Source organism: Acidimicrobium ferrooxidans DSM 10331 (genome assembly GCF_000023265.1).
GTDB lineage: Bacteria > Actinomycetota > Acidimicrobiia > Acidimicrobiales > Acidimicrobiaceae > Acidimicrobium > Acidimicrobium ferrooxidans.
Genome location: NC_013124.1, coordinates 1,543,326 through 1,561,890 on the forward strand (window position 1 = coordinate 1,543,326; position 18,565 = coordinate 1,561,890).

Here is an 18,565-nt window from a genome sequence, read left to right on the forward strand (position 1 = left end):
CCCAGCGCCGTCGGCGACAGGCGCGGGCAGCGAGCAGCCCGGACCCTTGCGCTGGGACTACCCTGGGTCGCATGCTCGTCGCGGTCCTCGATGCCGGCACCACGACGCTTCGCGCCAGCTTGGTCGACGACGACCTGCGCATCCTCGCCACCCTCGAGGACATCACGCCCATGCTCCGAAGCCGCTCGGGTGAGGCGTCGTTCGACGCCAACGAACTGGCACGCCGTGCACGCCACCTCCTCGACGGTCTCGCACGCCGCGGTCGAGCAGATCTCGTGGCGCTCACCAACCAGCGCGCGAGCGCCGTCGTGTTCGACCCGACGCACCGGGTGGCTCTGGCCCCGGGGATCGGTTGGGAAGATGCTCGAACCGCTGCGCGCTGTCTCGAACTCGCACGCCACGGCGTCGTGGTCTCACCGAGCGAATCGGCGACCAAGTTCGAGCGCCTGCTCGCCATCGCCGAACTACCCGACCACGCCCAGGTGGGCACCGTCGACGCCTGGTTGGTCGTGACGCTCACAGGGTCCGCCTCGACCGACCCGACGAACGCCGCGGTCACCGGCCTCAGCGACACCGAGGCACTCGCCTGGGACGGTGAGCGACTCGCACTGCTTGGCATCGCGCCTGAGCGACTCGTCCCGATCGAGCCGAGCGTGGGGCCCCGGGGCCACGTGCGCCTCGGGGGTCGCGACGTCCCGCTTGTCGTCGTCATCGGGGACCAGCAAGCCGCGCATGCGGGCCATCCGGAGCTGACGAAACTGACCATCGGCACCTCGGCGGTCGCCGATCACTGGCTGGGCGCAGCAAGTCCACCATTCGCACGACGTGGCGGCGCCGGGAGCTTCCCCGTCGTGCTCGTCGACACCACCGAGCCACGGACGTTCGGCCTCGAGGCGTTCTGGCCTGCAGCGGGCTCGACGGTCGGCTGGCTCGTTCGCCGCGGCATCCTTGCCGACGCAGCCGAGGCCACTCGGCTCGCCGAGCGAGCTGGCTCGGCCGTACCGCTGGTCGTACCCACGTTCCAGGGCGCGGGCGCACCCCTCTGGGACCTCGGTGCCCGAGGTCGCATCGAGGGTCTCTCCGCGGCGAGCGGCCCGGCAGAACTGACGGCCGGCGTCCTCGAGGGTCTCGCCCACGTGGGGGTCACGCTGTTCTCGGTGCTCGCAGCCGACCGAGCAGCCGCGGGGTACGCTCCAGATCTTGGCGACGTCGCGCTCGATGGGCGCGCAGGCCACAACCCCCGAGTCGCAGGCGTGCTCGCGAGCCTGCTCGGCAGACCGGTCGCGCTCGGTGTCCAGCCGGAGGCCACCACGATCGGGGCTGCGCGACTCGCACTCGGTCTACCCCGTGAGGCGGTTCCGCGTGGGCCTCTGGTCGAACCAGGTCGCATCCGGCCGGTCCACGACCACGACAGCTGGCGAGCAGCCCTCGAACGATCCCGGGGCGCCGTACCTGCCCTCTCAGCGGTCGCCTTCTAGGCCCTCGGACAACGCCGTCAGCGGGCCGACGAGTCCGACGAGCGCACAGCCGGCCGCCTCCCGGTCGTTCGCACCTTACGCAGCGTGAAGGCTCGGAAGGTGCCGAGGGCATCGATCACGCCGTCCTGCTCGGCGGTGAGGAAATCGCGCAGCGTCACGACGCCCGCGATGAACCAAGGAACCGCTCCAAAGACCCACAAGATGCCTGCCGCGATCTGTTGGTCAGCCTCGAGCGAGAGCGTGCGGAGCGTCCCCATCCATTGCTCATAGGCGCTGTACCAGGGTTGCGTCGACAACCCGAGGACGATCGCGAGGATCATGCACGACATCGACACGATCACCATGTGCGCAAAGCGCACGATGGGCGACTCGTGCTGGCGCCGAGGATTCGGATCGACCGCGACGTACCACATCCAGATCCCCGAGGTGAAGAAGCTGAACATCATGAGCTCCATGCGCCCGCCCGAGGCCATGGCCCAATCGAAGGGCCCAGGGAGATGCCAGATCCACATCGCAGCGTCGAAGGCCACGACCGCAGACCACGGCGACGACACCACGCCCCACACGCGGGCGATCGGCGCATGTGCTCCGAGCCGGCCCCACAGACGACGCACGGCTTCCCGAGGTCCCTCGGGCACCCCGGCGACGATCTCACCCCAGGGGTCCGCGCGGACGATGAGCGGTGGCGCGAGGATCATGAGATCGAGGTGCCAGATCATGTGGACCCACTGATAGACCATCGACCACGCCGCGATCGGCGAGAACAGCCCGATGGCGAGCGCGGCCATCCCACCCAGCATGAGCAGCGCTCGCCGCTCGTAGCCCCTGCGAAGCTCCGGATCGTCGAGGGTGCGCATCACGATGAGGTGACCACGCCAATAGAGCGCGATGGGCAGACCGAAGATGATCAATCCCCACCAGTCGACGGACCAGTTCTCCAGGACGTACGCAACCAGACCATGTGCCGGCTGGATGGCCATGCTCATGCCAACGATCCCCACGTCCACCTCCCAAGCCCGACGGCCGTGGCCCCAGTCCTCAAGGCTAGCGCAGCTAGGCTCAGAGCAGCTGAGCGACGAGTGGCGCGCAGGAGGATCGGGTGACCCGGACGATCGGCGTCGTGGGGGGCGGCCAGCTGGGCCGTATGCTCCTCGAGGCTGCCCTGGCCCTCGATCTCCGCCTCGCCTTCTACATCCGCCCCGGCGAGCAGGGAGTCAGCGGCTGGGCGACGTCGGTCGTCGAGGGGCCACTCGAGGCAAGACCACTCGCGAGCTTCGCGAACAGCGTGGACGTGCTCACCTTCGAGCACGAGCTCGTCGATCCAGCCATCCTCGCAGCACTCGAGGCCCAAGGGGTCCAGCTCGCGCCCGGGGCTGTCGCCATGGCGACCGGCTCGAACAAGGAACGGCAACGAGCTCTCTTCACGACACTCGGCTTGCCCACCATCCCGGCCCAGCTCGTCGACCGCGACGTGGGTGAGGTGCCCACGCTCGAACCCCCGTACCTGCTCAAGGCCGTCCGAGGCGGGTATGACGGACGAGGGCTACTGCGCGTCGACGCGACGGTTGAGCTCCCGCGCACCGGGCGGTGGCTTGCCGAACCGCTCCTGCCCATCGCGTCCGAGTGCGCGGTCGTCGTCGCCCGAGCGGCCAACGGCGAGGTCGCGACCTGGGATCCGGTCGCCCTCGTGCATCGGGAGGGCATCTGTGTCGAGGCGGCCTGGCCCAGCGGTCTCGAACCTCGACTCGAGCGAGACGTCGTCCGTGCAGCACGAACCATCGCCGATGCGCTGGACTACGTCGGCGTCATGGCCGTCGAGTTCTTCATCGTCGACGACGCCATCGTCGTCAACGAAATGGCTCCGCGAGTCCACAACTCCGGCCACCTCACTATCGAAGGAGCAGTCACGTCACAGTTCGAGAACCACCTGCGCGCCGTCGCCGGTCTGCCGCTCGGCTCGACGGAGTCGATCGGACCGGCCGTCATGGTCAACCTCATCGGCGCCCGACACCTCGAGCGGGTCCCGACGGCCGCACGCGTGCATCGCTACGGGAAGACACCCCGGACCGGCCGCAAGGTTGGCCACGTCACCGCCGTCGCCGCCTCGCTCGACGACGCGCGTCGGCGCGCCTGGGCCGCAGCGCGCGACCTCGGAGGCGAGCTCCTCGATGCGCCCTGGGAGCTTCCATGACACCCCCCGTCGCGATCGTCATGGGTTCCCCGTCCGACTGGCCCGTCCTCGGGCACGCAGCGACCATCCTCACCGAACTCGAGGTGGAGTGGGACGCACGGGTCCTGTCGGCTCACCGGACCCCCGACGACATGCTCGCCTTCGCCCGCGACGCTCGCGACCTGGGATTCCACGTCATCGTCGCGGGCGCAGGTGGCGCGGCACACCTCCCCGGCATGATCGCGGCTGCGACAACGCTCCCGGTCATCGGGGTGCCTGTCCGCCTCGCCGCCCTCGAGGGGCTCGACTCGCTGCTGTCGATCGTGCAGATGCCACGGGGCGTTCCCGTCGCGACCGTGGGCATCGACAACGCGACGAACGCAGGCCTGCTCGCCGCACGAATACTCGCGATCGGTGAACCGGGGCTCGCCGATCGCCTCCAGGCGTACCAGGCCGCCAACGCGGAGCGCTCGCGAGGTGCGGTACTGCCCCCACCCTCACCACACTGAGGACCAACTACCCACCAGATGGTCGGTGTCCTCGAGCGGCTCCGGCGACTGGCCGACCGATCGTCGGCGCACTGCGACGACGCACGGCACCCATACGCGCTCCTCGTCGAGAGAGGAACGCTCACGAGCGTTGGCTCTATCACCGTCGGTCGGCACGACGGATGCGGGCAGGTGCGTCGAGCCTTCCCGGAGATCGTCGACCGATGGAGCGCTGTGGTGCGAAGCGATCCACAGCTCGCACGCGCCGAGTGGGCGCGGGGAGCCCTCGCTCTCGAGAGCGCCACGGGCGCAAACGATCGATCGGCCATCGCGACACCGATCGGCTCCTCACCAGCGTGGTTCGCTGTCGTTTCGGTCCTCAGCACTCGAGGACCTCGCCTCCCAATCGAGCGGGGACGAGGCCCCCGCGACCGAACCGACCGCCGCCGAGGCCATCGTCAACGCCTCGCGCGCTGCTCGCGAGCGATATAACCCCATGGCAACTCGCCGGCCCGATGAGGCGTCCGCTCGCGCCAAGGAACAACGCCTCCGAGTCAAGGACCGCGCCACACGGGCTCATGGCCGATGGGGCCAGACGGCCCCACGCCCAGACTCAGCCCCCGATCGACGGGCGCCCGCTCGAGGCGTAGCCAGCTTGCAGGTAGAGCTGAGAACCGACAGGCGCACCCGCATAACCGTTCACCGTTTGGCCAACCGCTGGCTGCTGCCACGACCGTGAGCCGATACTCAGCTGCTCGACGAGAGCGCCTGCGGCCATCGTGATCACCAGCGCCACGACAGCCACGAGCAACCACGCCGTGACTGGGGGGATGCGATGGATGGGCCGATCGTCGCTTCCACGACGCATCCCGACACGCCTTCGCCCGATCGCCGCCAACCTGACCTCCTCAGCACCCAGACACCCTCAGGCTGCACGACGCCGATGCCTGCGCCGTCGCACAAACCCCGCTGGACACGAACTCGTTGCTTCCAGCAGCCGGCTGCCACGATCAGCGGACAGGATCACCGACGAGACTCACAACCTCGTGCCGAGGCTACCAAACACGCTCGTCGACGACCAAGTCCACAGCTAGGAGCCCTCTGAACAAGCCCCTCCCTGGTGGTGGCTGAGCACGCCCACCCAGCCCGGGAACGAGCCCAGCTGACCCGTTCCCATCTCGCTCCTCACCCTCTCCTCCTCGCCCCTCCTGTGGGGCGAGGAGGAGAGGACCCGAGCGCCTCTCAGGTGGCAAGCACCCAGCCACCACCCACCCGGGTGAGCCCCAGGCGAAGGAGCACCTTCAGGTTCCAGGTGGCACAGAGCAGCTCGAAGTGGAGTCGGTTGCGCACGAGCCCCAGGTAGCGCAGCCTCGCGCCGGAGAGCTTGCGTTTGAGCTGTGCGTGGATCCGCTCGACGTTCGGTCGGGTGCGCTGATAGTCGAGACGAACGGCAGGGTCCCCAAAGTGCGCCCGCTGGCTGATTGCGTGCCAGGTGGCAGGGGTGAAGGTGAGGACCCGTCCTCGCTTCGAGCGCGTGCAGCGATCCCGGAGCGGACAGCCGGTGCAGTGCTTGACAAAGGAAGCACGACCCTTGGCGGAGATGGGTACTCGGTGTCCTTGGGGACAGCTGACCCATCCCTCCTCGACGACGAAGTCATCGATGGTGAAGCCACCAGGGACCGCCATGGCAAGGGGCCGAGGCTTGATCACCTCGTCGTGGCCACGAGCGGCGAGCTCGTTGGAGACCTCGCTCGTGGCATAGGCGCTGTCGCCATAGACCGTGCGCGGGCCGTCCTCGTCACGAAGGAGCTCGCTCGCCACTGCTGCGTCCGGCACGGTGCCCTTCGTGATGGTCGCAGCGGTGACGATGCCACTGTCTGGCTCGACGGCCACGTGGCCCTTGTAGCCATCGATGGCACGGGCACGGGACTTGTGGACGTGGCGAGCGTCAGGGTCCACGGTGGAGATGACCCTGTCTGTGGCTACCCGCCTCGCGATGCGCCAGCGACCTTCCTTGGCATCGACACACTCCACGTCTTGGCCCGCCACGAGCCCAAGGAGACCAAGGGCTTCGGTCTGTGGCTCGGTGAGGGATGCGAGCTTCTCTGCATGGGCGAGGTGGGCAGTGGCATCGGCGACGAGGGCACTCACCGTGCGCACCACTGCCTCTTCGTCCCGATAGTCGATGGCAGGCTTTGCGCGGGTGTAGTCGATCGCTGGTGACAGAGGAATGTCGCGTAGTTCGGGGATCAGCCTGCGTACCCGGTTGATCTGGGCGACAAGTTGGGTCATGGTGTCTTGGGTGGCAACCGCATCGGCGAGCACGGTGGAGTCGACGACGCGCTTCGTCTTGCCCTTGAGCACCCCCGTGGCACCGATCACCTCGGCCACGAGTTCGCCGATGAGTCTTGGGGTCTCGGAGGTGGCGATGCGCCTGCGCCAGTAGGTGAGCACCGTGGGGTGAAAGCCTGGGTCCTCGAGATCAAGACCAAGGGCGTACTTCCAGCGGAGGTTGTAGCGGACCTGCTCTGTCGCCTCGGTGTCCGAGAGCCCCTCGAGCACCTGGAGCACCATGACCGCGAGCACCCTCGAGGCGGGGATGGAGGGTCTGCCGGTCGTGGAGGGGTAGAGATGGCGGAAGCGCTCGTCGGGGAAGAGCTCTCTGCGGTGCTCGGCGAGGAAGGCGTAGATGGACCCTGGCTCGATGAGCGAGGAGCAGAAGGCCTCCGTCGCGGTGAGGTGTGCCTGGTCTGATTCGGTGCCCAGCATGCAAAAAGTCTAGCTGAGCTGGGCAAATGGCGCTTGACAGGCGGAGGGAAGCGCTTCCCGTAGCCGCCCTACGTGGAGGAGTTGTTCAGGGGACTCCTAGAACGTCAACCTGCACGTCGACAGCGGCGACCTCGTCGAGCTCGCGTTGGCCAACCGACTAGGACGATCCTCTCGATCGCGATCCCCTGTCAGCATGCACGCCTCGCTACCGTAGGACAGCACCCGGGGAGGTGCTAGCGCGACTCCCTTGCGTGCATCGTGGTCCTTCGCCGTCTCTGTCTGGCTCGGGTTGCGAAACGCGCGACTCGAGACGAGACAACTCGTGACGGTTCCGCCTGGGCTCCGCGACCCCCTCGAGCCCAGCCGTAGTCGCACTACGCGCAGCCGCCTCGTTCTCGGTTGCGATGGCTTTCAGGAGTTCGTCTCGCACGATGCGCACGTCACGTGGCGCGACGATGCCAAGGCGCACGCCGCCATATGGATCGATCGCAAGCACGGTCACGACGATGTCGTCACCGATGACGATCGATTGGCCGAGCTTCCGAGCCAAGACAAGCACTAGCGAGACGTGCCACGCATGAGACCAACGACGTCACGAGTGGTCGCGACGAAGATCCCGGCACTGATCCCCACCAGGAGGACGCCGATCGCTCCGAGGAAGAGCATGGCCAAGCCGAGGGCCCATTGACCAACGAGTCGTTCGCGGATCACCTTGTCGACGCCAGCACCTGCAACGAACGCGAGGAGGCAGCCTGCGAGTGTTCCACCAGCAAGCGTCGCCATCACGATGAGGAGCATGGGAACGAGCCACGCCGCCGCCACTATGACCACGAACTAGGGTGACTGAAGACGTCAATAATGCAAAGCCAATGAACCACGGCCAACTATGCCGAAGCCACGAACGGCGTGCGAGGCGACGCCGGCGTCGCACGCCTGTCGGAATCACACTTACCCGCACACGCGACCCCACTTCGGAAATGGAGGATTACCCGACCCTCCATACTGGCCGTTCATATACCAGTAGAGATCGCCGTTGGGACTTTCTAATGGCTGATCAGCAACAGCATGCGCGGTAGGGAAGCTGAAATAGTCTGCCCATGTCGGCGTCGCGAGCGTGACGTTGAGCTTGCCATTCACCATGACCCAAGACGACGACGATTTACACACCACGACGTCGATTGCGTTCTTCGTCGGATGCACCGCGAACTGCTTGTTGGAGATACTCTGCTGATAAAACGTCTTCGGTGAAGGCAGATAGGTCTGATTGGTCGGCGTGATGCTGGCAAAGAACGATGCAGTCGGTGCGACATTGGCGTTCGCGGTCGAGAGGTACTGCGACAGCATCGTCGACGCCGGGATTGGTCCGTTACCCGCATACGGGTCGAAGAGCTGCGCCACATCCGGCAGCACGGTGACCTGACCGTTCTGCTCGGTGGTGGCATAGCTCGAGCTGTAGAGCCCGCCCATCACCCCGAGGGTGCGCGCCGTGTAGACCGCATCGCGCTCGAGCGGCGTGAGCTTCGTGCCGACGTAGACCGGGCCGACATACGGCACGCTGGTGTCGTTCACCCATGCGCCGAGCACGCTCGGCTTCGGCACGCGCAACGGCACCGGGATGGCCGGGTCCTTGGGCGGAATGAGCAGGTTCGACAGCGGCACCGAGTTCGGATCGCCCTGGTAGATGGGCAGATCGTTCGCGGCGTCGAACGGATACTCCTTCTCGAGCTGCGCGAGGGTGAGGTTGGTCGGCGCAGGGGCCGTCTGGCTCGAGCTGCTCGACGAGGCGTTCAGCGAGCTCGGCACACTGGGCTGTGACGATGAGCCACACGCAGCGAGCAGGATGGCGCTCGTGCCGATGACTGCGCCGGCTGTTGCCGTCCGCAAGCGAGTCTTTCTGTGCATCACTCCCCTCCTTGACTTGCACTCAGTATAACGCGCTGACCATAGTGCGTGAGAAGCACCGCATGATCCGAGTGTGACACACGAGACTTGCGAACGCAAGGGCCGGAGGTCCGTGCGTCATCCCTCCTACCGAGAGATATGCGTGTGCAACGACCGTTGCCCGTAGTAACCACAACCGATGCCATCGACCTACTGTCCGAGCAGGTGCAGCGCGTTCGAGAGGCCAGCGTTGCCGAGGAACAGACCAACGATGACAGTCCCCACGAAGACGACCATGTACGGGAGCAGGAGCAACGAAGCGGTATTCTGTCGCGAGCGAAGCGTCTGATCCACGAGATCTGTGGTCTGACGCCAGGTTTGGTCGATGAGCGACCGCAGGACCGGCACCAGAGGTGCGCCGGTGCGCTGAGCCTGCGCGAGCGCAGAGCCCAGCGTGACCATGATCCCGACCTGGTAGGTGCGTCCCCAGTCACTCCAGACCTCAGCCAGTGTGCGCTTGGCAAGACCGGTCATCCAGTCGTTCAGCCAAACACGCCCACGAGGGTTGGCATACGTGCCGTAGACGCGAAAGTACTCGCTCATAGCCGACTCCATTGTGCCGGCGCCGGCGGTGAGAGCCAGCCGGAGGTAGGACAGGATCGGTGCGATGAGCAGGGCGCTCTCAGCACGAGCAGCCTTGGCCTGACTGCGAAGGTATGTCTCGGCGAAGACGAGGCCCCCAGGGAACGCAATGATGATGCCGACGATGCCACCGATCAACGCGAGGTTCATGGACATGAGCTTGATGAAGACGAGTACCCCGAGCGTCGCAACGATGAGCAGTAAGAGCATGAGCGACATGCGCATGACGAAGGACGCGAACTCGTCGGTATCCATCCCGAGCAAGTGAAGATCGACCTGGAGCAGCTCAGAGGTCGTACGCCGTTCGAGGGCGTTCATCACGAAGCGGACGGTCGCCGAGCCGCTGCGAGTACGCGAGGGGTGGTCATGCCATCGCGTGAGGCGTCGAGATCGGCGGTATCCAATCAAGCCACGTACGCCGGCGACGAGCGCGATCGCGAACAGGCCAGCGAGAATCGAGATCCCGAGTGGTGACGAGAACCAAGCCATTGACGTCTCCCGAACTCAAACAAACCACGTCGACAGCGCGAACGGCCTGCGAGAGAAGCCGACGACGACGATCGTGATGACCAGCAGGATGCCGAACGCAAGCTGCATGAGTAGGCTCGCAAAGAGATGGTGCTGGTAGACGCTGGCGTAGTAGGCACCGGCACCAAGCGACGTCAAGATGCCAAAACCGAGCAGGATGCGCGCCACCGTGATGTTGGGCACGATGTAGGTGCGGTAGGCCATCTCGAACGTCGTGAGCTGAGGCGTGATGGCCTCGAGGAGGTCCTGCACGAGCGGCGCCACACTCACAATGCGCGATCCAGCCGTGAGGATGACGACCTGATCGATGACGCGACTCGGTGGATCGTCAGCGGTGGCGATGAGCTGCTCGATGTTGCGCTCGTGATCCTCGGGGTCGGTCGCATCGAAGATCGCCTCGTAGATGCGCTGACGACTGCGTACGAAGAGGTTCTCCGGGTTCGCAGCAAGTGCCATGCGAACGATCGAGACCAGCGAGACGTTACCACCGCTCGTCGCGGTCGACGCGAGTGATGCCGCGAAGGTCTGGAGGTCGCGCAGTCGTTCGATCTGACGTTGCGCGAATGTCGGCGTGACGTAGGTGTCGACGAAGATCCACGCCGCTACCCCACCGGCGATCGCGAGGATCAGGTAGTGCAAGAGACCAAAAACAACGCCAACCACGGCAGCGATCGCGAGACGAATGTCGATGCTAGGGGATCCAAAGGTCTGATACCAAGCAACCTTGACCTGACCAACCGTAACTGAGGCGGCCTTGATCGGTTCCTCGAGCTTGGGGTCGGTGGGATCTGCGCGAAACACGAGGAGCATGCCGACCACGATGACGACAACGCCAACCACGGCAGCGACGACGAGTGCTCCGGTTGGGGTCATGGTCGAACCTCCGTGGACTCGGTGAGCTCGGTCTCGAGAAGCCGGGCGGTCACGAGGAGTTGCTCGAGTGCGCCGTGGCGCCGACGCCGGCGCCGGTCACGGGAGTCGAAGACGAGTGACTGGATATCCGGGATCAAGACGTCGCCAGAGAGCGGTGGCGTCACGAGCAGAGGGATCTGACTCGCGCCGAGCGACGCACGAACCGCATCGACGAAACCGAGGGCCCGGTCAGCAAGGAGCACGATCGCTGAGGGCGTGAGCCCGTCGCGCACGAGCTGAGTGAGACGACCGAGGTCGCTCGGCGTGGGAGCCGTGACGAGGACCAAGCGCTCACAACTGCTGAGCCACTTGAGCGGTGCTGACGTCTCGTCAAAGATGTAACCTGCGTCAACGACGCTGTGGACACGACGGTCTTGACCAGCAAGCCAATCGGCCATCGCGGTGAGCACCGTCGCGAGATGAGACCGCGTCAAGATCCCGGCCATGGGATCGGCCAGGAGCGTCGGAAGAGATCGGGCCTCTTCCCACCGTTCGAGGGAATCGAGCACGACACCACTGGCAAGGTCCACCGTGGCAGCAAGGACGATGCCGGCGGACAGCGATGAGGCGTGTTCACTGATCGCGGCAGCGATCGCACGCTGACCTGGCGGCTGAGGAGCATGCTCGCGATCACGGATCGCCCATGTCGATTCCATGCCGGCGATCTCGATGAGCAGGCGTCGTCCAGGAACGCTGTCAGCAAGCATCGTTGCAAGGACGCCCGTCGGGAGATCGGTGCTCGTGGCGACGACGGCAGTACGCATAGCCCTAGTTGACCGTATGCGTGTGGACCGACGGCTGAAGCTGCACGATGGGGACGGGCTTTGCGTTCGGCGGAGCGAAGGCGATGACCAGGTTCGAAGTGTCAGCGACGGCAGCGATGTCGCTCGCCTCGTTCGGTGGGACCTCGATCTCGAGCTGCGACGAACCACCGTTGCTCGACGGGATGACAGCAAGGACGGGAATCGCTGTGGCGACCGGAATGTACGGTGCAGGGGCGGTGTAGGACATGGGCGCGTTCGACGACCCACTTGACGACCCCGACGCCTGGGCCTGGAGCGGAGCGTAAATGTCCACCGTGTCGCCAGCCGTGAGATTCGGGGGGATGACAGAAGGCGTCAACACAAAGACCCGGTAGTTGCCACGCAGGTGCGGCGCGAGCTCGCTCACGAGCACGGGAGCGTTCTGTGGAATCGTCGTCGTCACGACTTGATTGTTGAGCACACGCACGTTGGCGACCGGGATCATCCCCGGCGTGACCGACTGCTGTGGCACCGCCTCGACAGCGAGGTCTGACTTCGTCGGCACTTCCCCTGGGACGAGTGGCTTGGCTGCCACGACGATGTCGACCGTCTGCGACTGCTTGGAGAAGAACGAGTAGACCCCAAGAGTAACGGCGGCACCGAGCGCGACGGTACCGGCAATCTTGAGAGCTACAGACCGACGCTGGCGAGCAAGTGTCATGCGGGTCTCCTTTGTTGGTGTGAGCCGCCCCAGATTCCGTTGACACGTCGTAAGTCACACGTACCATGGCAGAGGGAAGGGGAGGTCGATGGGGACGTCGAGAAGGAAGTTCACCCTGGAGTACCGGACCGAGGCGGCCCACCGGGTCATCGACAGCGGCCGGAGCGTCCCAGAGGTGGCCCGTGAGCTCGCGATCGGGGAGCACAACCTCTATCGATGGGTGCGGGAGGAGCGCAGGCGGATCGAAGCAGCAAACGCCACTGGCAGCCCGCCCCTCACGGCGCAGGAGCGCACCGAGCTCATCAGGCTGCGCAGGGAGCTCGAGGAGCTGCGCAAGGACAACGAGTTCCTGGGAAAAGCAGCCGCGTACTTCGCCGCGAAGCCACCAAGCAAGAGAGATTCGCGCTGATGGAGGCGGAGTACGCTCGCTTCGAGATCAAACGGATGGCACGCTTACTCGAGGTCTCCCGGGCTGGCTACTACCGATGGCGACGCACCCAGGTAGCACCGTCGCGTCGGGCATGTGCAAGACGCGACCTCGAGAACCGAGTGGTCGCGGTCCACCAGGCATCCTCTGGCACCTACGGCGCACGACGGATCACGGCGGCACTCCTCGCCGCTGGCGTGGTGACGAGCCACAACACGGTGGCAGCAGCGATGGCCAGGCGCGGCATCGCCGGTATCAGCCCCAGGAGGTTCCGCCCAGCGACCACCCACGCCGATCCGAAGGCGATCTACCCACCAGACCTCGTTGCCAGGAAGTTCGACCCGGGGCGCCTGCACGCCCTCTGGACCTCGGACATCACCTACCTCGCTCTCGCCGGCGCGATGGCATACCTGTGTGTGGTGCGCGACGAGCACTCGCGGCGGGTGCTCGGATGGAGCGTCGCGGAGCGCATGGAGACCACGCTCGTGCTCGAGGCCCTCGGCCAGGCCGTCGCGGTGCGTGGGTCCCACGCGCAGGGGGTCATCTGGCACACCGACCGAGGGAGTCAGTTCAGCGACCATCGAGTTGTGGCCTTCTGTGCCCGACACGGGATCACGCGCTCCATGGGGCGAACCGGCACCTGCTACGACCACGCGAGCGCGGAGTCCTTCTGGTCGATCTTCAAACACGAGTTCTTCTACCGCCACGCCTTTGGCGACCTCGCCGAGCTGCGCCGCGGCATACAGAGCTACATCCAGTTCTACAACCACCAGCGCAGCTGCTCGAAGATCGGCTACCTTGCCCCAGTCGTCTTCGAGCACCTCGTCGCGGAGGAGGCTCGCGTGAAGTAACCTGGGTGTCTACGAAATCTGGGGCACCTCAGTGAGTTGCGCTCAGCCTAATCGCAAGGGACATGTCGTGAGTTGCAGTGATGTGCGTGTGCCTAGGAGCCCTCTGAACAAGCCCCTCCCTGGTGGTGGCTGAGCACGCCCACCCAGCCCGGGAACGAGCCCAGCTGACCCGTTCCCATCTCGCTCCTCACCCTCTCCTCCTCGCCCCTCCTGTGGGGCGAGGAGGAGAGGACCCGAGCGCCTCTCAGGTGGCAAGCACCCAGCCACCACCCACCCGGGTGAGCCCCAGGCGAAGGAGCACCTTCAGGTTCCAGGTGGCACAGAGCAGCTCGAAGTGGAGTCGGTTGCGCACGAGCCCCAGGTAGCGCAGCCTCGCGCCGGAGAGCTTGCGTTTGAGCTGTGCGTGGATCCGCTCGACGTTCGGTCGGGTGCGCTGATAGTCGAGACGAACGGCAGGGTCCCCAAAGTGCGCCCGCTGGCTGATTGCGTGCCAGGTGGCAGGGGTGAAGGTGAGGACCCGTCCTCGCTTCGAGCGCGTGCAGCGATCCCGGAGCGGACAGCCGGTGCAGTGCTTGACAAAGGAAGCACGACCCTTGGCGGAGATGGGTACTCGGTGTCCTTGGGGACAGCTGACCCATCCCTCCTCGACGACGAAGTCATCGATGGTGAAGCCACCAGGGACCGCCATGGCAAGGGGCCGAGGCTTGATCACCTCGTCGTGGCCACGAGCGGCGAGCTCGTTGGAGACCTCGCTCGTGGCATAGGCGCTGTCGCCATAGACCGTGCGCGGGCCGTCCTCGTCACGAAGGAGCTCGCTCGCCACTGCTGCGTCCGGCACGGTGCCCTTCGTGATGGTCGCAGCGGTGACGATGCCACTGTCTGGCTCGACGGCCACGTGGCCCTTGTAGCCATCGATGGCACGGGCACGGGACTTGTGGACGTGGCGAGCGTCAGGGTCCACGGTGGAGATGACCCTGTCTGTGGCTACCCGCCTCGCGATGCGCCAGCGACCTTCCTTGGCATCGACACACTCCACGTCTTGGCCCGCCACGAGCCCAAGGAGACCAAGGGCTTCGGTCTGTGGCTCGGTGAGGGATGCGAGCTTCTCTGCATGGGCGAGGTGGGCAGTGGCATCGGCGACGAGGGCACTCACCGTGCGCACCACTGCCTCTTCGTCCCGATAGTCGATGGCAGGCTTTGCGCGGGTGTAGTCGATCGCTGGTGACAGAGGAATGTCGCGTAGTTCGGGGATCAGCCTGCGTACCCGGTTGATCTGGGCGACAAGTTGGGTCATGGTGTCTTGGGTGGCAACCGCATCGGCGAGCACGGTGGAGTCGACGACGCGCTTCGTCTTGCCCTTGAGCACCCCCGTGGCACCGATCACCTCGGCCACGAGTTCGCCGATGAGTCTTGGGGTCTCGGAGGTGGCGATGCGCCTGCGCCAGTAGGTGAGCACCGTGGGGTGAAAGCCTGGGTCCTCGAGATCAAGACCAAGGGCGTACTTCCAGCGGAGGTTGTAGCGGACCTGCTCTGTCGCCTCGGTGTCCGAGAGCCCCTCGAGCACCTGGAGCACCATGACCGCGAGCACCCTCGAGGCGGGGATGGAGGGTCTGCCGGTCGTGGAGGGGTAGAGATGGCGGAAGCGCTCGTCGGGGAAGAGCTCTCTGCGGTGCTCGGCGAGGAAGGCGTAGATGGACCCTGGCTCGATGAGCGAGGAGCAGAAGGCCTCCGTCGCGGTGAGGTGTGCCTGGTCTGATTCGGTGCCCAGCATGCAAAAAGTCTAGCTGAGCTGGGCAAATGGCGCTTGACAGGCGGAGGGAAGCGCTTCCCGTAGCCGCCCTACGTGGAGGAGTTGTTCAGGGGACTCCTAGCATGGAGTGCGGAGGTGGCCGGGCGGCCGCGGGTGACCTCGGTCACCTGAGGAAGGTCGGGGCTCCAGAGGGCAGGGTGCTCGCGAGAGGCGAGTCGGGGTGACCCGCAGGACAGTGCAACAGAGAGCAGACCGCCGATGGATCGACGATCGATCACAGGCAAGGGTGAAACGGTGCGGTAAGAGCGCACCAGCGACTTCGGCGACGAGGTCGGCTTGGCAAACCCCACCCGGAGCAAGGCCGCAGTGGAGCAGGGTGGCCCGCCCGTCACGCTCCTGGTAGGCCGCAGAGATGGATGGCCGCACAGGCGGCCGTTTGGGCCGCTGGACAGAACCCCGCCTATAGGCCACCTCCCGCCAATCCTTCGCCCACGAGCCAGGCGCCACACGATTCGCAATCGACGTCCCGCCCTGCCGCGACCGCGCCAAGGACCGCACCCGAGAGCTCCATGTGACAGGCCGAACAACGACCAGCGATGCTGAGCGCCAACGCGCGCCCACGCTTGGCCCGAGCTTCGATACGCGCCCTGAGACCAGGGTCGAGTCCTGCGAGCGCCTCGGCCCACGCCGCCTCCGCCGTGCGCACAGCCTCTCGACGCTGCTCGCGCTCGACGTCAAGGGCCGCCCGGAGTTCGGCAACGGTCCCACCGACGGCGTCACGCTGGGCAGTTACCTCATCGAGGGAGGCCACGACCGAGTCGCGCTCCTCCATCGCCTCGAGCTCGGCCTCGTCGAGTTCCTCGAGCCTGGAGCGCACCATGGTCGACTCGGCCTCGAGCCTGGATTGATCGCGGAAGCCGGCATGGTCGCCCTGTCCACGGAGGCGAGCCAGGCGTTCACCGAGTTCGTCGCGTTGCGACTCGAGCGCAGCGATGCGTCCCTCGACCTCACGACGTTCGGCTTCGAGAGCCGCCACGCGCTGGACGAGCTCAGCGTGTTCGGCTTCAGCAGCACGCAGTGCGGCAGATGGCCGGACCGCCTCGAGCGCCGCTCGCGCACGCGAGAGTCGTTCCTCGACGGTAGCGATCTCGATCAGCTCCTGGCCCATGGGCACCATCCTACGCCAGGCAGCAAGAGCTGCCCCCGAACGCGCGACAGACTCGGTCGTGCCGATCGCAGCGCATGCGTCACGCCGCCACGGCTCTCGAGGCCAGCGCGGCGGACGGCCTCGCCACCTTGAGTGCACGGTCAGTGGGGCAAGGCGCTAGCTCCCCTCACGAGGGAGGACCGCCTCCACGACGACCCGGGTACCAGCAACGCGGTCGTGGAGGGTCTGGCGAGAAGGATCGAGAAATGCGACGAGATAGCCCGTGAAGAGCATGACGAACGACAGCAGTGAGACAACGAAGCGAATGCTCGCGCGTCGCATGCCGACCGGGCCACCGTCTTGAGCCTCGACCCGAAGGTGCGCAGCCGCCTGGCCGAGCGTTTGGGAACGCAGTCCGATCAGCACGACGAAGTAGGCGGCGATGGCGAGTGCGTTCAGGACGTAGTCGAACACCGGCAGCTCGAAGCGGTCGACCTGGAAGATGGGGTTCGACAGGCCAGCAAGCCCGCCGAGGATCAGTTCGAAGATCACCGAGCCGAGAAACACCACGATCAGGTCGACGATGAGTCCCCACAACCGTCGCCACGGCGACGCGAGCCGCGATCCGCCATCAGCCGCACTCATACCCTCGACCTCCCGCACCACATCCGTCCGCCACGTCGAACCGCACAGCTCGACCACGAGCCCGGGAAACCACGACCGCGCCAGTCGATGCACCATCCGGGAGCGCGAAGTACTCGGCACCCGTCGACCTAGGCCACCTCATCAAGCCTAGCGACGCCACCCTCGGGAGTTCCTGAGGTCCCCGTCGCTCGCGCCCGTTCGCGCCAGCGTCGCTCGGCGAACCCAGCTGCCGCCATGATCACAAGACCGAGGACGCCGACGACGACACCTGCGACCGCAACGGTTCGGAACCCGCCCACCCCATAGAGGAGCGATGCGCTCGACGATCCAGCGACGCCGCCGAGGAAGTAGCACACCATGTACACCATGGTCACGCGCCCCTGGGCGCCCGGTGCGAGCAGGTAGATCGCCGCTTGATTGGAGAGCTGAGCCCCTTGGATCCCGGCGTCCAGCGTCGCCGTGAGCACCACGAACCAGAGCAACGACGACCGATCGACCGCCAAGGCGAGCCACGAGAGCGCGATCAGGCTGAACGAAGCGACCGTGGTGACCCCGGCGCGTCCTCGATCTGCCTGGTGGCCAACGACGCGGGCCGCCAGCACGCCTGCCAGGCCTGCGAAGCCGAACAGCCCGATGACGCCGGTCGAGAGGTGGAACGGGGGCCCCGAGAGTGCGAGTGCCATCGTCGTCCAGAACATCGAGAACGCAGCAAAGCTCAAGAACCCGAGTCCGGCCCGCAGTCGCAGCAACGGCTCGCGCCGCAACAACGCCATGGCCGTCCGATACAACACGACGAGCGATCGCTCCTTCGCAACCCGCTCGTGCGGCAACCATCGGGCGATCGCGAGCGCGAGCACGATACAGGCGACGCCTGCGACGACGAACACCGCTCGCACGCCCGCCACCTGCGCAAGCCATCCCGCGTAGGTGCGCGCGAGGACGATCCCGGAGAGCAGGCCAGCCATCACCGCCGCGACCGAGCGTGCGCGACGAGCCGGCTCGGCTGCCGCAGCTGCGTAGGTCACCGCGAGCTGGGCCACCGACGAGAAGACCCCAAGTCCGAGCAGGCCGATGGCGAACACGACGACGTTGCCGGCGAAGGCGACCAGGAGATCGAACGCGGCGCTGACGACGATCGTGATCAGCATGAGCCTGCGACGATCGAAGCGATCCCCGAGTGGGAGGAGCGTGCCAAGCCCGATGACGTAGCCGGCCTGCGTGACGGTGACGAGCAGCCCCGGGCTCCCGCCGCGAAGACCGAAGGTGTCCGCGATCACGTGCAGCAACGGCTGCAGGTAGTACGTGTTCGCGACCGTGACGCCCGCGACGAGGGCGAGCAGGACGAGCGGAAGCCGAGGAGCGCGTTGCCGTGGAATAGTTGCAGTCTACGAGGACTTCATCGCCCTCCGGAGG

General features: G+C 66.1%; 18 protein-coding genes, 1 other RNA gene and 1 pseudogene. 6 read left to right on the top strand and 14 right to left on the bottom strand.

The window, feature by feature from the left end; translation table 11 throughout:
- Positions 1 to 71: 71 nt before the first annotated feature.
- Positions 72 to 1,478: an FGGY family carbohydrate kinase gene (locus AFER_RS07615; protein ID WP_015798878.1), complete on the top strand. Its 1,407-nt coding sequence runs from the start codon at positions 72 to 74 to the stop codon at positions 1,476 to 1,478.
- A 17-nt stretch (positions 1,479 to 1,495) separates the two neighbouring features.
- Here AFER_RS07615 and AFER_RS07620 read toward each other — a convergent pair whose 3' ends face one another.
- Entirely contained in the window at positions 1,496 to 2,479 is a 984-nt protein-coding gene (locus tag AFER_RS07620; protein WP_015798879.1) for a cytochrome c oxidase assembly protein, read from the bottom strand.
- A 98-nt stretch (positions 2,480 to 2,577) separates the two neighbouring features.
- Here AFER_RS07620 and AFER_RS07625 point away from each other — a divergent pair, with 98 nt between their 5' ends.
- Both AFER_RS07625 and purE read left to right on the top strand, forming a co-directional pair.
- On the top strand, positions 2,578 to 3,669 hold the full coding sequence (locus AFER_RS07625) for a 5-(carboxyamino)imidazole ribonucleotide synthase (protein WP_015798880.1): 1,092 nt from the start codon (positions 2,578 to 2,580) through the stop codon (positions 3,667 to 3,669).
- Entirely contained in the window at positions 3,666 to 4,157 is a 492-nt protein-coding gene (gene purE, locus AFER_RS07630) for a 5-(carboxyamino)imidazole ribonucleotide mutase (protein ID WP_015798881.1), read from the top strand. The genes AFER_RS07625 and purE overlap by 4 nt, the downstream gene beginning before the upstream one ends.
- Positions 4,158 to 4,749: 592 nt before the next feature.
- Here purE and AFER_RS07640 read toward each other — a convergent pair.
- The 9 genes from AFER_RS07640 to AFER_RS07680 all read right to left on the bottom strand — a co-directional run bounded on the left by AFER_RS07640 (position 4,750) and on the right by AFER_RS07680 (position 12,332).
- On the bottom strand, positions 4,750 to 5,004 hold the full coding sequence (locus AFER_RS07640; protein WP_143711985.1) for a hypothetical protein: 255 nt from the start codon (positions 5,002 to 5,004) through the stop codon (positions 4,750 to 4,752).
- Between the two features lie 374 nt (positions 5,005 to 5,378).
- Entirely contained in the window at positions 5,379 to 6,905 is a 1,527-nt protein-coding gene (locus tag AFER_RS07645) for an IS1182-like element ISAcfe2 family transposase (RefSeq protein ID WP_015798733.1), read from the bottom strand.
- Between the two features lie 205 nt (positions 6,906 to 7,110).
- Positions 7,111 to 7,464 (bottom strand): carbon storage regulator, encoded by a 354-nt coding sequence (locus tag AFER_RS12975; protein ID WP_015798883.1) that lies wholly within the window; start codon positions 7,462 to 7,464, stop codon positions 7,111 to 7,113.
- Positions 7,464 to 7,736, bottom strand: coding sequence for a hypothetical protein (locus AFER_RS07655; protein ID WP_015798884.1), 273 nt, complete (start codon positions 7,734 to 7,736; stop codon positions 7,464 to 7,466). The genes AFER_RS12975 and AFER_RS07655 overlap by 1 nt, the downstream gene beginning before the upstream one ends.
- Before the next feature lie 117 nt (positions 7,737 to 7,853).
- Positions 7,854 to 8,810 carry a hypothetical protein gene (locus tag AFER_RS07660; RefSeq protein ID WP_143711987.1) on the bottom strand — a complete coding sequence of 319 codons (957 nt, stop codon included), beginning with the start codon at positions 8,808 to 8,810 and terminating at the stop codon, positions 7,854 to 7,856.
- A gap of 186 nt (positions 8,811 to 8,996) precedes the next feature.
- Positions 8,997 to 9,917 (bottom strand): hypothetical protein, encoded by a 921-nt coding sequence (locus tag AFER_RS07665; RefSeq protein WP_015798886.1) that lies wholly within the window; start codon positions 9,915 to 9,917, stop codon positions 8,997 to 8,999.
- 15 nt (positions 9,918 to 9,932) lie between these two features.
- Entirely contained in the window at positions 9,933 to 10,829 is an 897-nt protein-coding gene (locus AFER_RS07670) for a hypothetical protein (protein ID WP_015798887.1), read from the bottom strand.
- Positions 10,826 to 11,632, bottom strand: a complete 807-nt coding sequence (locus tag AFER_RS07675) for a hypothetical protein (RefSeq protein WP_015798888.1) — start codon at positions 11,630 to 11,632, stop codon at positions 10,826 to 10,828. Before AFER_RS07675 ends, AFER_RS07670 begins: the two co-directional genes overlap by 4 nt.
- Positions 11,633 to 11,636: 4 nt before the next feature.
- A complete protein-coding gene (locus AFER_RS07680) occupies positions 11,637 to 12,332 on the bottom strand; it encodes an SAF domain-containing protein (RefSeq protein WP_015798889.1) in 696 nt (231 codons plus the stop codon).
- 88 nt (positions 12,333 to 12,420) lie between these two features.
- On the opposite strand from AFER_RS07680, the gene AFER_RS07685 reads away from it, so the two are divergent.
- Together AFER_RS07685 and AFER_RS07690 are read left to right on the top strand one after the other, a co-directional pair.
- Positions 12,421 to 12,741, top strand: a complete 321-nt coding sequence (locus AFER_RS07685) for a transposase (RefSeq protein ID WP_012784157.1) — start codon at positions 12,421 to 12,423, stop codon at positions 12,739 to 12,741.
- Positions 12,741 to 13,610, top strand: coding sequence for an IS3 family transposase (locus AFER_RS07690; protein WP_012784158.1), 870 nt, complete (start codon positions 12,741 to 12,743; stop codon positions 13,608 to 13,610). Before AFER_RS07685 ends, AFER_RS07690 begins: the two co-directional genes overlap by 1 nt.
- A gap of 244 nt (positions 13,611 to 13,854) precedes the next feature.
- Here AFER_RS07690 and AFER_RS07695 read toward each other — a convergent pair whose 3' ends face one another.
- Positions 13,855 to 15,381 (bottom strand): IS1182-like element ISAcfe2 family transposase, encoded by a 1,527-nt coding sequence (locus AFER_RS07695; protein ID WP_015798733.1) that lies wholly within the window; start codon positions 15,379 to 15,381, stop codon positions 13,855 to 13,857.
- 110 nt (positions 15,382 to 15,491) lie between these two features.
- Here AFER_RS07695 and rnpB point away from each other — a divergent pair.
- Positions 15,492 to 15,839: RNase P RNA component class A (rnpB, locus tag AFER_RS11385), an RNA gene on the top strand.
- Positions 15,840 to 15,898: 59 nt separating this feature from the next.
- On the opposite strand, the pseudogene AFER_RS12980 reads toward rnpB, so the two are convergent.
- The 3 genes and pseudogenes from AFER_RS12980 to AFER_RS07710 form a co-directional block, all read right to left on the bottom strand.
- Positions 15,899 to 16,537 (bottom strand): annotated as a pseudogene (locus tag AFER_RS12980) (CT398-like coiled coil hairpin domain-containing protein); the annotation flags it as partial.
- A 147-nt stretch (positions 16,538 to 16,684) separates the two neighbouring features.
- The gene (locus AFER_RS11185) at positions 16,685 to 17,248 is read right to left on the bottom strand and encodes an RDD family protein (RefSeq protein ID WP_049755413.1); all 564 of its coding nucleotides are present in this window, start codon (positions 17,246 to 17,248) and stop codon (positions 16,685 to 16,687) included.
- 32 nt (positions 17,249 to 17,280) lie between these two features.
- Complete coding sequence (locus AFER_RS07710; RefSeq protein ID WP_015798892.1) at positions 17,281 to 18,528, bottom strand: MFS transporter; 1,248 nt, start codon at positions 18,526 to 18,528, stop codon at positions 17,281 to 17,283.
- Between the last annotated feature and the right edge of the window lie 37 nt (positions 18,529 to 18,565).

Coding starts and splice junctions, on each gene's coding strand:
- purE (WP_015798881.1), top strand. CDS start 3,666: ATGACACCCCCCGTCGCGATCGTCATGGGTTCCCCGTCCGACTGGCCC.
- AFER_RS07680 (WP_015798889.1), bottom strand. CDS start 12,332: ATGACACTTGCTCGCCAGCGTCGGTCTGTAGCTCTCAAGATTGCCGGT.
- AFER_RS07695 (WP_015798733.1), bottom strand. CDS start 15,381: ATGCTGGGCACCGAATCAGACCAGGCACACCTCACCGCGACGGAGGCC.
- AFER_RS07615 (WP_015798878.1), top strand. CDS start 72: ATGCTCGTCGCGGTCCTCGATGCCGGCACCACGACGCTTCGCGCCAGC.
- AFER_RS07670 (WP_015798887.1), bottom strand. CDS start 10,829: ATGACCCCAACCGGAGCACTCGTCGTCGCTGCCGTGGTTGGCGTTGTC.
- AFER_RS11185 (WP_049755413.1), bottom strand. CDS start 17,248: ATGGTGCATCGACTGGCGCGGTCGTGGTTTCCCGGGCTCGTGGTCGAG.
- AFER_RS07675 (WP_015798888.1), bottom strand. CDS start 11,632: ATGCGTACTGCCGTCGTCGCCACGAGCACCGATCTCCCGACGGGCGTC.
- AFER_RS07690 (WP_012784158.1), top strand. CDS start 12,741: ATGGAGGCGGAGTACGCTCGCTTCGAGATCAAACGGATGGCACGCTTA.
- AFER_RS07640 (WP_143711985.1), bottom strand. CDS start 5,004: ATGCGTCGTGGAAGCGACGATCGGCCCATCCATCGCATCCCCCCAGTC.
- AFER_RS07645 (WP_015798733.1), bottom strand. CDS start 6,905: ATGCTGGGCACCGAATCAGACCAGGCACACCTCACCGCGACGGAGGCC.
- AFER_RS07665 (WP_015798886.1), bottom strand. CDS start 9,917: ATGGCTTGGTTCTCGTCACCACTCGGGATCTCGATTCTCGCTGGCCTG.
- AFER_RS07685 (WP_012784157.1), top strand. CDS start 12,421: ATGGGGACGTCGAGAAGGAAGTTCACCCTGGAGTACCGGACCGAGGCG.